The 12,772-nt window shown below is 72.6% G+C and carries 13 protein-coding genes and 1 riboswitch; of the genes, 5 read left to right on the forward strand and 8 right to left on the reverse strand.

Going from position 1 to position 12,772, the window contains the following annotated elements:
- Nucleotides 1-84: 84 nt before the first annotated feature.
- A complete protein-coding gene (locus tag FF100_RS38335; protein ID WP_342778994.1) occupies nt 85-2,808 on the reverse strand; it encodes an ATP-binding protein in 2,724 nt (907 codons plus the stop codon).
- Nucleotides 2,809-2,820: 12 nt separating this feature from the next.
- Nucleotides 2,821-4,701 (reverse strand): phosphomethylpyrimidine synthase ThiC, encoded by a 1,881-nt coding sequence (gene thiC, locus FF100_RS11825; protein ID WP_139035910.1) that lies wholly within the window; start codon nt 4,699-4,701, stop codon nt 2,821-2,823.
- Nucleotides 4,702-4,758: 57 nt separating this feature from the next.
- Nucleotides 4,759-4,870: riboswitch (TPP riboswitch) on the reverse strand.
- Nucleotides 4,871-4,978: 108 nt separating this feature from the next.
- Here thiC and FF100_RS11830 point away from each other — a divergent pair.
- Nucleotides 4,979-5,383 carry an HNH endonuclease family protein gene (locus tag FF100_RS11830; RefSeq protein WP_171070130.1) on the forward strand — a complete coding sequence of 135 codons (405 nt, stop codon included), beginning with the start codon at nt 4,979-4,981 and terminating at the stop codon, nt 5,381-5,383.
- Between the two features lie 49 nt (nt 5,384-5,432).
- Here the strand turns inward: FF100_RS11830 and FF100_RS11835 are convergent, their stop codons facing one another.
- On the reverse strand, nt 5,433-6,020 hold the full coding sequence (locus tag FF100_RS11835; RefSeq protein WP_139035912.1) for a CDP-alcohol phosphatidyltransferase family protein: 588 nt from the start codon (nt 6,018-6,020) through the stop codon (nt 5,433-5,435).
- Nucleotides 6,021-6,110: 90 nt separating this feature from the next.
- Between FF100_RS11835 and purM the strand changes: the two genes are divergently transcribed.
- The 4 genes from purM to FF100_RS11855 all read left to right on the forward strand — a co-directional run bounded on the left by purM (nt 6,111) and on the right by FF100_RS11855 (nt 8,980).
- Nucleotides 6,111-7,187 (forward strand): phosphoribosylformylglycinamidine cyclo-ligase, encoded by a 1,077-nt coding sequence (gene purM, locus FF100_RS11840; RefSeq protein ID WP_139035913.1) that lies wholly within the window; start codon nt 6,111-6,113, stop codon nt 7,185-7,187.
- Complete coding sequence (gene purN, locus FF100_RS11845) at nt 7,184-7,843, forward strand: phosphoribosylglycinamide formyltransferase (RefSeq protein ID WP_139035914.1); 660 nt, start codon at nt 7,184-7,186, stop codon at nt 7,841-7,843. Before purM ends, purN begins: the two co-directional genes overlap by 4 nt.
- A gap of 378 nt (nt 7,844-8,221) precedes the next feature.
- Nucleotides 8,222-8,458, forward strand: a complete 237-nt coding sequence (locus tag FF100_RS11850; protein WP_139035915.1) for a hypothetical protein — start codon at nt 8,222-8,224, stop codon at nt 8,456-8,458.
- A gap of 144 nt (nt 8,459-8,602) precedes the next feature.
- Nucleotides 8,603-8,980: a VanZ family protein gene (locus tag FF100_RS11855; protein WP_205824845.1), complete on the forward strand. Its 378-nt coding sequence runs from the start codon at nt 8,603-8,605 to the stop codon at nt 8,978-8,980.
- Here FF100_RS11855 and FF100_RS37015 read toward each other — a convergent pair.
- From FF100_RS37015 to FF100_RS11875, 5 genes are all read right to left on the reverse strand, one after another.
- Nucleotides 8,973-9,128, reverse strand: coding sequence for a hypothetical protein (locus tag FF100_RS37015; RefSeq protein WP_171070131.1), 156 nt, complete (start codon nt 9,126-9,128; stop codon nt 8,973-8,975). The genes FF100_RS11855 and FF100_RS37015 overlap by 8 nt on opposite strands.
- Nucleotides 9,129-9,186: 58 nt before the next feature.
- Nucleotides 9,187-9,396: a hypothetical protein gene (locus FF100_RS11860; protein WP_139035916.1), complete on the reverse strand. Its 210-nt coding sequence runs from the start codon at nt 9,394-9,396 to the stop codon at nt 9,187-9,189.
- Between the two features lie 84 nt (nt 9,397-9,480).
- Nucleotides 9,481-10,572 (reverse strand): ABC transporter substrate-binding protein, encoded by a 1,092-nt coding sequence (locus FF100_RS11865; protein WP_246102034.1) that lies wholly within the window; start codon nt 10,570-10,572, stop codon nt 9,481-9,483.
- Nucleotides 10,569-11,966 (reverse strand): sensor histidine kinase, encoded by a 1,398-nt coding sequence (locus FF100_RS11870; RefSeq protein ID WP_139036183.1) that lies wholly within the window; start codon nt 11,964-11,966, stop codon nt 10,569-10,571. Before FF100_RS11870 ends, FF100_RS11865 begins: the two co-directional genes overlap by 4 nt.
- Nucleotides 11,967-11,977: 11 nt before the next feature.
- A complete protein-coding gene (locus FF100_RS11875) occupies nt 11,978-12,655 on the reverse strand; it encodes a response regulator transcription factor (RefSeq protein WP_139035917.1) in 678 nt (225 codons plus the stop codon).
- Nucleotides 12,656-12,772: the final 117 nt, after the last annotated feature.

The following is a 12,772-nucleotide window of genomic DNA, read 5'->3' on the forward strand; positions in this document are numbered from 1 at the left end:
ATCCGACCCGGTTTGGACACGTGGCTGGCGTAGAAAACAACGCGGTCACCTTAACTGAGCGTTGCATCGCTCCAATGCTGCACCTCAGCCTTGGCGCAGCGGCAGCGTCACGGTGAAGGTCGTGCCGACGCCGAACTCGGAGTCGAGGTCGATTCGGCCGCCGAGCGCCCGCACCAGGGTGCGGACATGGGCGAGCCCGATGCCCTCGCCCGGCCGATCCTGGACGCCGGAGCGGCGGAAGAGCTCGAACACCCGGCCGTGGTCGCGGGCATCGATGCCGCGGCCATTGTCGGTCACCCGGAACACCGCGAGCCCGTCCGAGACCGCCCCCGTGACGGTGATCCGCCCCGGCCGGTCCTTGGCCAGGTACTTGATCGCGTTGTCGATGAGGTTGCCGAAGATCTGCCCCACGGCGACCCGGTCGGCGACGATGTCCGGGAGCGCGCCGATCTCGATCACCGCGCCGGCCGTTCCGGTCTGGTGGCGCTGCGCGTCGGCGAGGCTGCGGACCAGGTCGCTCATCGCCAGGGGCTCGTGCTGGAAGTTGCGCCGCCCCTCCCGCGACAGCTTGAGGATGGCGTTGATCAGCCCGTCCATCTTGGTGATCGCCGCCTTGATGAAGCTCACCGATTCGGCGAGGTCGGCGTCGATCCGCTCGGCCTGCGGCCGGCCCGCCAGCGCCGTCCGGATGTCGTCCTGGCTCGCCTCGATCTCGCTGGTGAAGCCCATGATGTTGACGAGCGGCGCCCGGAGATCGTGGCTGACGATGTAGGCGTAGCGCTGGATCTCCTCGTTCGATTCGCGCAACGCCGTCTCGGCGGCGCGCTGCTCGGTGATGTCGGAATGCACGCCGACCCATTCGCGGATCGCGCCGTCGGCCTCCAGCACCGGCACCGCCTGGATCGCGAAGGTGCGGAACACCCCGTCGTGGCGGCGCACCCGGTGCTCGTGGGTGTAGCGCCGGCGCCCGGTCACCGCCTCGTTCCAGCTCTCGACGCTGGCGGCGCGGTCGTCCGGATGCACGGCGTCGGCCCAGCCGAACCCGCTATATTGCTCGGGGCTCTGCCCGGTGAGCGCGGCCCAGGCCGGCTGGTCGTTGGTCATCCGGCCGTCGGAGCCGTTGGTCCAGAGCACGCCGCGCACCGCCTGGACGGCGGCCTCGAACCGGTCCTGCGCGCGGCGCATCGAGCCGAACAGGCGGGCATTGTCCATCGCCACCGCGGCCTGCCCGGCCAGGCCCTCGATCAGCGACGCCTCGCGGGTGCCGAACCGATGCGATTCGGGATGGCCGAACAGCAGCGCGCCGAGGGTCGTCCCCGTCCCCGAGACCACCGGCACCGCGAGGTAGCTGCGCACCGGCAGATGGCCCTTCGGCATGCCGCCGTGGCTGCCGTAGCGGGGATCCGCCGTCACGTCGTCGCTCAGCACCACCCCGCCGGCCGCGAAGGTCTGGCTGAACAGGTTCGTCACCCGCGGCAGGCCGAAGCGGGTGAAGGCCTCGCGCGGGCCGCCGGTGAGGCTCAGCAGCTGCCAGTGTTCCGGCCCGTCCGGGCCCTCCGGGATCCGCTCGAACAGGGCGCCGTAGGCCGCCCCGGTCAGGCGGGTCGCGGCCTCGACCACCGCGTCGCCGAGGCGCTGGCGGTCGAGTTCGCTCGCCAAAGCCGTGCCGAGGCGGTTCAGCACCTCGAGCCGCTGGGTCTCGGAGCGGAGCGCCGCGGAGGCCCGCTCGCGCTCGGTGACCCGCTCGCGCTGGCGCTGGGCCGCGCTCGCGATCTCGGCGCTCACCGCCGCCACCTCCGCCGGCACGCCGGCGAGCGCCGGGGCCGGCCGGCCGAGGCCGAGCGCCACCGCCTGGTCGCGCAGGGCCTGGAGCGGCGCCGCGATGCCGCGGGCGAAGGCCAGCGCCAGCACGCCCGCGACGGCGGCGAGCATGATGCCGAGCCCGGCGAACCAGACCAGCGAGGCCCGGACCGGCGCCGTCAGCGCCTCCTCCGGCACCCCGACGGCGATGCGCCAGTCCGGCACGCCGGCCCGGGCATAAGCGACGAAGAACGGCGCTCCTTCCAGCGAGCGGCCGCGCCAGATCCCCTCCGGCCCTGCCGCCTGACGCAGTGCGTCGGGGGCATCGGTGCCGGTGAAGCGCTCCGGCGAGCGGGTGCGGGTCAGGACGCGGTTGTCGCGGTCGAGGGCGGTGATCACCCAGTCCTTCGGCACGCCGCCGCCCGCCAGCACGTCGCGGATGCGCGTGGTCGGCAGGGAGAAGGACAGGAGGTAGAGCACCGCGTCGCTGCCGCGGCGGTAGACCGGCACGGTCACCCGGAACCGCCCGTCGATCACGCCCGAGACCGACGGCCGCCCGGCGAGCGCCGCCTGGTCCGCGGCATCGATGTGCTCCGGCATCGGGGTGCTGCCGAGATCGATCAGCCGGCGCCCGTCGGGATCGCGCAGGGTCGCCGGCAGGCCGCTGCGGCGGGCGAGTTCCTCCACCTGCTCGCGGAACGACGTGACGGCGCCGCGCTGCAGCGCGTTCGACAGGCTCAGGGCCTCGAGGGTCGCGATCAGGCTCGCGACCTCGCGGTCGACCGCCGCCGCCTCCATCCGGGCGCGGCCGAGGGCGTCAGCCTCCAGGCGCTCGCGCGCCGCGCCGGCGAATTGCCACAGCATCACGCCGCCGAAGATCAGGATCGGCACCGCCAGGCCGAGGGCGAAGACGACGAGGCGGCGGACGATCGAGCCCGGACGGCGCCCTTCGGCAGCGGGAGGGGGCGGGGCAGGCCCCCGCGGGGCCGCGGGGGCCTGCATCAGCATTGGGACGGGTTCCTACTCGCCGGCGTCGACGTAGAGTCTCCCGCCCTCGCCCAAGAATTCCGCCGATTTTTGGGCCATGCCCGCCGCCCGGGCCTCTTCGCTCAAGGGTGTGGCCTCGCCGACCACCTCGGCCGCCGCCTCCATCGCCAGCACGTCGGCGCGCAGGTCCTGGGTGATCTTCATCGAGCAGAATTTCGGCCCGCACATCGAGCAGAAATGCGCGACCTTGTGGGCGTCCTTCGGCAGGGTCTCGTCGTGGTACGCCCGGGCGGTGTCGGGATCGAGGGAGAGGTTGAACTGGTCCTCCCAGCGGAAGTCGAACCGCGCCCGCGACAGGGCGTCGTCCCGCACCTGCGCCGCCGGGTGGCCCTTGGCGAGGTCGGCGGCATGCGCCGCGATCTTGTAGGTGATGACGCCGGTCTTCACGTCGTCGCGGTTCGGCAGGCCGAGATGCTCCTTCGGGGTGACGTAGCAGAGCATCGCGGTGCCGAACCAGCCGATCATCGCCGCGCCGATGCCCGACGTGATGTGGTCGTAGCCCGGCGCCACGTCGGTGGTCAGCGGGCCCAGCGTGTAGAACGGCGCCTCGCCGCATTCGGCGAGCTGCTTCTCCATGTTGACCTTGATCTTGTGCATCGGCACGTGGCCGGGGCCCTCGATCATCACCTGGCAGCCCTTGTCCCAGGCCACCTTGGTCAGTTCGCCCAGGGTCTCCAGCTCGGCGAATTGCGCGGCGTCGTTGGCATCGGCGATCGAGCCCGGGCGCAGGCCGTCGCCGAGCGAGAACGACACGTCGTAGGCCCGGCAGATGTCGCAGATCTCGTCGAAGCGCTCGTAGAGGAACGATTCCCGGTGGCCGGCGAGGCACCAGCGCGCCATGATCGAGCCGCCGCGGGAGACGATGCCGGTGACCCGCCGCGCGGTCAGCGGCACGTGGGCGAGGCGCACTCCGGCGTGGATGGTGAAGTAGTCCACCCCCTGCTCGGCCTGCTCGATCAGCGTGTCCTTGAACACCTCCCAGTCGAGCTTCAGCGGGTCGCCGCCGACCTTCTCCAGCGCCTGGTAGATCGGCACCGTGCCGATCGGGACGGGGGCGTTGCGCAGGATCCAGCCGCGGATGTTGTGGATGTTGCGGCCGGTCGAGAGGTCCATCACCGTGTCGGCGCCCCAGCGGATCGCCCACACCATCTTCTCGACCTCGTCGGCGGCCGACGAGGTCACCGCCGAGTTGCCGATATTGGCGTTGATCTTGACCAGGAAGTTGCGGCCGATCGCCATCGGCTCGAGCTCGGTGTGGTTGATGTTGGCCGGGATGATCGCCCGGCCCCGCGCCACCTCCTCGCGCACGAAATCCGGGGTGATGAAGGGCGGGATCGCGGCGCCGTGGCTCTCGCCGTCGGCGATCTTGGCCTCCGCCCCCGCCAGCATCGCCTCGCGGCACAGGTTCTCGCGGTGGGCGACGTAGATCATCTCCTCGGTGACGATCCCGGCCCGGGCGAATTCGAGCTGGGTGACGCGCTGGCCGGCCTCGCCCCGGCGCACGATGCGCTCGGCCGGGCACGGTGCCACCAGCCTGTCCTCGGCGGCGAACCCGTTATCCTCCGGACGCACTGCGCGAGGCGCAACGGCGGCATAGCCGCGTCCCTCGACCCAAGCGGCGCGGATCTGCGGCAGCCCGGCGGCGAGGTCGATGCGCGCCTCGGTCTCGGTATAGGGCCCGGACGGATCGTAGACTCGCACCGGCGCCTCGCCCGGGTCGGTGAGCGCGATCGACCGGTACGGCACCCGGAGGTCCGGGCGGTCCTTCGGCGAGGCATAGGCCTTGGCCGAGCCGGTGATCGGCCCGGTGGTGACGCTCTGGGGCAGTCCCTTGGGGAAGGCGGGTGCGTTCATGGATCTCTCCCTGGGAGACGATCCGGCCTCGAGGCGCGAGGACGCACGGGTCACGTCGATCATGCAGGTTCCCGTCCCTCCGCCGGTACGAACCGGATCAGGTTCAAGGGTCAGGACGCACGATCGTCCAATCTCAGCCCCTGTCGGCGGGGCCCCCCTCGGTAACGGCACGACTGTCCGGTGGCGGGCGGGGTTTGTCAATCGGGGCCGATCGCGCGACGCTGCGGCATCCCGGCCGCAGTCTTGAACCGTCCGGGGAGCGCCACCCAGATAGGGCATGACTTCCCCTCATCGTCAGGAGACGGCCTTGGGACGCCGAGAGCGGCGCTGGCGCGACGACGACCCCTCCACCCACGGCCCGAGCGCTCTCAAGGTCGTGATCTGCCCGCTCTGCGAGCGGCCGATCCCGCCCGGCGCCCGCCAGAGCCGCCACCACCTGACCCCAAAGCTGAAGGGCGGCACCCACGGCGAGACCGTGCAGCTGCACCAGATCTGCCATTCGGCGATCCATGCCCGCCACAGCGAGGCCGAGCTGGCGCGGCGCCTCAGCGACGTCGAGAGCCTGCGGGCCGAGCCGGAGATCGCCCGCTTCCTCGCCTGGGTCCGCACCAAGCCCGACGACTTCCACACCGCGACGCGGATGACCCGGGAGCGGAGGGACTCGAAGCGGAGCGTGCGGTGAGGTCGCGCCGACGCTCCAGTCGTCCAGGGGAGGAGCATGGGACAGCGGATCACCCGCCGGCCGAGCGCCCGGCCCACCACCCCGCCAGTCCCTGCACCGCCGCCGAGGCGACGGACAGCCCGGCCAGCGCCGGCATCGCGACAGCCTCGATCTCCCCGGCGGCGACCCCGAGGGCCCGGCTGCCGAGGAGCCAGGCCAGGAAGGCGATCTGGCAAGCGGTGTTGAGCTTGCCGATGGCGAGCGGCGGGGTTTCGAGCGGCCGGCCGGCGAGCCGGGCGAGGCCGGCGGCCAGAACCATCAGGGTATCGCGGGCGATCAGCACGGCGGGGAACCAGGCCGGCAGGATCCCGGCCAGCGTCAGGCCGACCAGCACGGAGAGCATCAGCGCCTTGTCGGCGAGGGGATCCAGGACCGCGCCGAGGCGGCTCGTCAGGCCGTACCGTCGGGCGACGACGCCGTCGATGCCGTCGGAGATCCCCGCAAGGGCGAAGAGCAGGAAGGCGGTCCTCCACTCCTCCAGGGCGATCGCCCGGACGACGAACGGCACCAGGGCGAGGCGCGCGGTGGTGATCAGGTTCGGCAAGGATCTCGGCAAGGATCTCGGCGGGGTGTTCGGCGGGGTGTTCGGCGGCGTCATGGCACCTCCGGCTGCCCCGACTCGCGGTCGCGGGCAAGAGCGGCTAAGAGCGGTCGCAGAGAGTCGAGGATCGAGGCGAAGGGTCGAGGGATGACGACGGGCGAGCGCCAGAACGGGATGACCTACGCGGAGGCGGGCGTCGACATCGATGCCGGCAACGCCATGGTCGAGGCGATCAAGCCCCTGGTGCGGGCGACCCGCCGGCCGGGGGCCGATGCGGAGATCGGCGGCTTCGGCGGCCTGTTCGACCTGAAGGCGGCGGGCTTCACGGACCCGATCCTGGTCGCGGCCAATGACGGCGTCGGCACCAAGGTCAAGATCGCGATCGAGACCGGGCGCCACGCCACGATCGGCATCGACCTCGTGGCGATGTGCGTCAACGACATCATCGTGCAGGGCGCAGAACCCCTGTTCTTCCTCGACTACTACGCCACCGGCAAGCTGGTGCCGGGGGTCGGCGCCGACATCGTCAGGGGCATCGCCGAGGGCTGCCGCCAGGCCGGCTGCGCGCTGATCGGCGGCGAGACCGCCGAGATGCCGGGCCTCTACGACGGGTCCGACTACGACCTCGCCGGCTTCTCCGTCGGCGCGGCGGAGCGCGGCGCGCTCCTGCCGGTGGCCGGTATCGCGCCCGGCGACGTGGTTCTCGGCCTCCCCTCCTCCGGCGTGCATTCGAACGGGTTCTCGCTGGTGCGCCGGATCGTGGCGGCGTCCGGCCTCGGCTACGACGCACCGGCGCCGTTCGCGGAAGGCCTCAGCCTCGGCGAGGCGCTGCTGGCGCCGACCCGGATCTACGTCAAGCCGCTGCTGGCGGCCCTGAAGCAGACCGGCCATGGCGCCATCAAGGCGCTCGCCCACATCACCGGCGGCGGCTTCCCCGACAACCTGCCCCGGGTGCTGCCGGATGGCGTCGGCATCGCGCTCGATCTCGACGCGATCGCCGTGCCCCCGGTCTTCGGCTGGCTCGCCCGCCAGGGCAACGTCGCCGAGGCCGAGATGCTGCGCACCTTCAACTGCGGCATCGGCATGGTGGCGGTGGTCGATCCCGCCCGGGCCGAGGCGGTGAGCGCGGCCCTCCAGGCCGCCGGCGAGGCGCCGGTCCGCCTCGGGCAGATCACCGCGCGCGGGGAGAGCCCGGTGACCTATACCGGGCGTCTCGCCCTATGAGCGCGCGCGCCAAGGTCGCGATCCTGATCTCCGGCCGCGGCTCCAACATGGTGTCGCTGCTGGAGGCCGCGCAGGCGCCGGACTACCCGGCCGAGATCGTGCTCGTCGCCTCGAACCGGCCGGACGCGCCCGGCCTCGCCCGCGCCGCGGCGGCCGGGCTCGCCACCGAGGCGGTCGACCACCGCGCCTTTTCCGATCGGGCCGCCTTCGAGCGGGCGCTGGATGCCGCCTTGCGTCGGCATGGCGTCGAGTTCCTGGTGCTGGCCGGCTTCATGCGGGTGCTGACGCCCTGGTTCGTCGAGGCCTGGGCCGGGCGGATGCTCAACATCCACCCGTCCCTGCTGCCGCTGTTCCGCGGCACCCACACCCATGCCCAGGCGCTGGCGGCGGGGGTGCGCGTCCATGGCTGCACGGTGCATTTCGTCGTGCCGGAGCTCGATGCCGGCCCGATCGTCGCCCAGGCCGCGGTGCCGGTGCTGCCGGAGGACGACGAGGAGCGTTTGAGCGCCCGGGTGCTGGTGCAGGAGCACCGGCTCTACCCGGCGGCGCTCGCCCTGGTGGCGAGCGGGCGGGCCCGCCTCGACGGCGGCCGGGTTGTGTTCGCGGCGGGAAGCGGCGCCGCCGAGGGGGCGCTGGTAGCGCCGGCCCTGGCCTGACGGGACGGCCGGTCCTCCGGACGGGCGCGGCGCTCCCGTCCGCCCCAGTCTCGGAACAAGATGGCGCTGCCCTTCCCTGTTCAGACCCATCGGGGAGGTGCGGAGCCTCGCACTCTCCCCGTGCATCACGATGCCGATGCTGCGCCGCGACGCAGATGTCGCCTGCTGTTCTGCTGACCCTGACCAGACGCTGATCAATCCGCACCGGATGCCGCGCGCGGCGAATCGATGCGTTGGCGCGACGATATTCGCGCGGGTGACGGCGGCAGTGGTCCGTCAACCATCCGGCAGCTGCAGGCAAAAATTGTCCTTCACAGAAAATACAACCTCAAATAGAAATTTGAGCCGGACGCAACGCGGCGGGCTGGGAGGTGCCGGGTGTTCTTCATCGTTGCGGCGACGATCAGCGGCGGCCTGACGGCCTGGGCCTGGACGCTGCAATACGGGTCCGGCTGGGCCCTCGCGTTCGGGCTCCTGGTGGCCACCGCCTGCGGCCTGCAGGCGGCCCTGGCTCTGGGGGCGATCGAGCGGCGGGACGAGCGCGAGCGCATCACCGCGGCCCGGGAGGCCGGGCTGGCGGCACATCCGTCCCAGGCCCCGCCGAAGCCGCGCTGAGACCACGACGGCACGGTGCCGCAGCCCTGCCGGGACCGCCCCGAATCCGAGGCGCCGGGATTGCGGCTCAGCCCGCGATCTGGCACCGCCATCCGCGTCATTCCGACAGCCCGGACCGTCCGGTCCGCACGGGTCCCTTCCCCTATGTCCCGAGCCTCCCGCCTTCTCGGCTGGCTGATCCTGGCCGCCATCACGGTGGCGACCGTCGCGCCGATCGGGTACCGCCCGGTCAGCACCATGCCGGTCTCGATCGAGCGGTTCTCCGCCTTCGCGGCGCTCGCCTTCCTGCTGAGCCTCGGCTATCCGCGCCGCCGCTGGCAGATCCTGGCGCTCACGATCGCGGCGGCCGGCCTCCTGGAGGCGATGCAGCTGCTCGAGCCGACCCGGCACGGCCGCCTCGCGGATTTCCTGGTCAAGGTGGTCGGCTGCGGGTTCGGCGCGGCGGTCGCCCTGGTGGCCGGCCTGCTCTGGCCCCGCCTCGCCGGCACCCGCGGCGAGGCGGAAGCGTCCCGGGTCAGTTGATGCTGTAGGCCCGCTCGATCACGACGCCGCAACTCTCGGCGAGGCTGAAGGCCATCTCGCGGGTCAGGCCGAAGATCAGCGGCGTCTCGCCGCGATAGAGCGTGTAGCGGCCGTCGGGCCGCACCGTGATGCGCACCGTCTCCTGCATGGATGCCTCCTCCGGCGGCCGGCCCGTTCTCGTGCGGGACGGCTCGCGGCCGGGGAGCTTAGGGTGATTCGCCGAAGGCGCGAAGGGGCCGAATCAGCCGGTACGCCGCCTCGGCCGCCAGCGCTTCGCCGTCGGCTCGACGGTCGCGGCCCTGCTCATCGCGCACCGCGCGCTGCTGGCGCCGCACCGCGTTCGCGGCGTGACCCATCCAGAAGCCGGCGGCCCGGTTGGCGGCGGAGAGCCACGGGCGATCAGGCGATGCCGTCATGGCGACAGATCCCTCCGCGCGGACGACGACGTCGGGCCTGGACCGGTTCACGCCGTCCGCTCGAAGCGCCTCCCACCGGCTCGGCTACTTGACCTGCGTCCCGATCGACTGGCGCCACTCGGCGAGGAAGCGGGCGCGCTTGGCGCGGTCTTGCACGGCGAGGAGCACCGGCCCGACGGTGATCGGCCGGAACAGGCCGGCGGCCGACAGGCTCGGCGGGCCGTCGACGCCGGGGGGAAGCGGGCCGGTGCGGTCGAAGAAGAAGCTCTGCTCGCGGGACACCCGCTGCCCGCGCTCCGACAGGAGGTAGTCGAGGAACGCGAAGGCGTCCCCCGCCGCCCGGGCGGTGACCGGCACCAGGGCGGCGCGGGTGAGCACCAGGGTATAGTCCTGCGGCACCACCACGCCGAGGCGTGCGCCGCGCCGCATCGCGCCGTAGACGTAGGAGCCGAGCAGGTTGTAGCCGATGACGATCCGCCCGGCCTCGAGGTCGGCGATCAGGTCGGCGGTGCAGCAGCGGACCTGGAGGTTCGCCCGCCCGAACGCCTCGACGAGGCGGCCATAGGTCGCCGCCGCGCGGGCATCGTAGACCGCGAACAGGTAGCCGATGCCCGACAGGGTGATGTCGTAGGAGCCGATTCGCCCGGCATACGCCTCGGGCTTGCGCCGCAGCAGGTCGACGAGGGCGACCCGGCTGCGCGGCAGGTCCTCGCGCGGCAGCAGATCGGGCCGGTAGGCGATCACCGCCGGCTCGGTGGTGAAGCCGAACACCTCGTTGCGCCAGGCCGCCCAGTCGGGCAGGCGGCCGGTCTCGATCGAGCGGTGGGAGCGGGCGCAGCCGTCGTTGGCGAGCTTGATCAGGTGATCGACCGAGGACGAGATCACGACGTCGGCGGCGTAGTCCGAGGCCGCCCGCCCGGCGGCGCAGGCCGCCGCCACCCCGCTGAACAGGTCGGCGGTGATGTATTCGTGATAGACCACCGTCACGTCCGGATAGAGCAGCTGGTAGTCGCGGATCAGCGGCGCCATCGCGTCGGTGTCGGCGGCGCCGCGGATCGTCAGCGTGGTGCGCTCGTGCTCGCTCGCCGGGAAGCGCATCACCTCCTCGGCGGCGGCGGGGCGCGCGAGCAGCAGGGCGAGCAGCAGGGCGAGCGACGGGACGAGTGCCGGGATCACGCGGCCGCCTCGTCCGGCAGGGACAGGATCACGCAAAAGCCCTTCTCGGAATGGGTCTCGAAGCGCAACTCGCCGCCATGGGCCGCCGCGACCTCGGCGGCGATCGACAGCCCGAGGCCCGAGCCGATGCCGCCGCCGGTCGCCGCCTGGAACGGCTCGCGCACCCGGGCCCAGTCGGCGGCCGGAATGCCCGGCCCGTCATCCTCCACCGCCAGCACCACCCGGCCGCGCTCGCGCCCGAGCCGGACCGTGAGCCGGGAGCGGGCGCCGTGCTTGAAGGCGTTGTGGATCAGGTTCGCCAGGGCCTCGCGCAGGGCGATGGCGTCGCCCGGGATCACGAGGGCGTCCTCCGGTCCGTCGTAGCCGATGTCGATCGTCCGGTCGCCGGCCTGCGGCACGGCGTCGATCAGGGTGCGGCGGGCGAGCCCCGCCACGTCGACCGGGCCAAAGGCCGCCGAGCGGGCGCGGTGGATCACCATGGCGTGGTTGAGGAGCTGGTTGGTGAGGTGGCCGAGCTCGGCGGTGCGCTGGCGCAGGCGGGCGATCTGGTCGCGGCGGCGCCCCTCGTCGGTCTCGCTCGACAGGAGGTCGAGCTGCGCCGCGAGCGCGGTCAGCGGCGTGCGGATCTGGTGCGCGGCATCGGCGATGAACCGCTTCATCACCGCGACATGGCCCGACAGCCGGCCCATGAAATGGTCGATCGAGGTGACGAGGAGGCGGATCTCCTGCGGCGCGGCGAGGCCGAGCGGCTGGAGGTCGTTGGGTCCCCGGGCCGCCAGCACGCCCTCGATGGCCCGCAGGGGCCGCAAGGCGGCGCGCACCGCCACCGCGACGGCGCCCAGCGCCAGCGCGCTCATCGCCAGCACCATCAGGCTCGCCTTGATCGTCAGCGTACGGGCGAGCGCGCCCCGCGCCTCCCGGGTCTGGGCGACCACCACGGCGGCGAAGCCCGCCGTCGCGACGTCCGGCACGTAGCGTCCGGCCACCACCGCCCGCACCGCCTGGCCGCGGTGCTCGGCGTCGAGGAGGATCGGCCCGGCGGCGAGCCGCCCCCTGTCGACCGGCACCGCGAGGTCGGCGTCCCCCGTGAGCAGCCGGTCGGCGGGATCGAGCACCTTGTAGAAGATCCGGTCGCGAGGGCTGAGGCCCAAGGTCTCGAAGGCCGAGAACGGCGGATCGACCGTGATCTCGCGCCCGTCGCTGGCGATGGTCTCGGCGATCTGCAGCGCCGCCCCGACGAGGAGCCGATCATAGGCCTCGTCCGCCGCGAGCCGCGCCGAGGCCCAGGCCGCGAAAAGGAGGAGGGCGGCGCCGAGCGCCAGGACCGCCGCCAGCACCGCGACGAGGCGCGCGAAGAGCGAGGAGGCCAGCAGCGAGGGCGCCGTCGGGATCATGGATCTCGGGATCATGATTCCTGACAGAGCACCTGGTAGCCGAGGCCGCGCAGGGTGCGGATCTCGGCCCGGGCGCCGGCGGCGGCGAGCTTGCGGCGCAGGCGCGCCACGATCTGCTCGACGGCGTTCTCGCTCGATTCCTCCTCGAAGGCGAAGACCCGCTCCAGCAGCTCGCCCTTGGCGAAGATCCGGCCAGGGCGCGCCGCCAGGATCTCGATCAGGGTCCATTCCCGCCGCGTGAGGTCCAGGACCTCCCCCGCCACGCTGGCGCTGCGGGCCTCCCGGTCGAGGCGCAGGTTGCCGAGGGTCAGCGCGTTGTCGGCGTGGCCGCTGTTGCGGCGCAGGAGTGCGCGCACCCGCGCCTCCAGCTCGCGGAAGTCGAACGGCTTCACCAGGTAGTCGTCGGCCCCGAGATCGAGCGCGCCCACCCGGTCGTCGACCTCCGAGCGGGCGGTGAGGACCAGCACCGGCACCGGCCCGCGCCGGGCGCGCAGCCGCTTGAGGATGGCGAAGCCGTCGAGCCCCGGCAGGTTCACGTCGAGGATCACGAGGTCGTAGGCCTGCACGCTGAGGACCGCGTCGCCCGCCGCGCCGTCGACCTCCCAGTCGACCGCGTGGCCGAGCCCGCGCAGGCGCGCCGCGATCGCCTCGCCGACGTCCCGGGTATCCTCGACGAGCAGGATGCGCACGAAAATTCCTCCCCGTTCCTCGCGTGGCATTATCTGTCAGGTTGGCGACAGGTTCGAAGGCTACCCCACCGTCCAACGGCGGACCAGAGACCTTCAGAAAAGGTTTCGGTCCGCAAG

Source organism: Methylobacterium terricola, from assembly GCF_006151805.1.
Taxonomy (GTDB): domain Bacteria; phylum Pseudomonadota; class Alphaproteobacteria; order Rhizobiales; family Beijerinckiaceae; genus Methylobacterium; species Methylobacterium terricola.

Bases quoted from the DNA above. Each gene is read 5' to 3' on its own strand.
- purM (WP_139035913.1), top strand. From the start codon at position 6,111: ATGACGACGGGCGAGCGCCAGAACGGGATGACCTACGCGGAGGCGGGC.
- FF100_RS37015 (WP_171070131.1), bottom strand. From the start codon at position 9,128: ATGCAGGAGACGGTGCGCATCACGGTGCGGCCCGACGGCCGCTACACG.
- FF100_RS38335 (WP_342778994.1), bottom strand. From the start codon at position 2,808: ATGCTGATGCAGGCCCCCGCGGCCCCGCGGGGGCCTGCCCCGCCCCCT.
- FF100_RS11870 (WP_139036183.1), bottom strand. From the start codon at position 11,966: ATGATCCCGACGGCGCCCTCGCTGCTGGCCTCCTCGCTCTTCGCGCGC.
- purN (WP_139035914.1), top strand. From the start codon at position 7,184: ATGAGCGCGCGCGCCAAGGTCGCGATCCTGATCTCCGGCCGCGGCTCC.
- FF100_RS11830 (WP_171070130.1), top strand. From the start codon at position 4,979: ATGACTTCCCCTCATCGTCAGGAGACGGCCTTGGGACGCCGAGAGCGG.
- FF100_RS11860 (WP_139035916.1), bottom strand. From the start codon at position 9,396: ATGACGGCATCGCCTGATCGCCCGTGGCTCTCCGCCGCCAACCGGGCC.
- FF100_RS11855 (WP_205824845.1), top strand. From the start codon at position 8,603: ATGTCCCGAGCCTCCCGCCTTCTCGGCTGGCTGATCCTGGCCGCCATC.
- thiC (WP_139035910.1), bottom strand. From the start codon at position 4,701: ATGAACGCACCCGCCTTCCCCAAGGGACTGCCCCAGAGCGTCACCACC.
- FF100_RS11835 (WP_139035912.1), bottom strand. From the start codon at position 6,020: ATGACGCCGCCGAACACCCCGCCGAACACCCCGCCGAGATCCTTGCCG.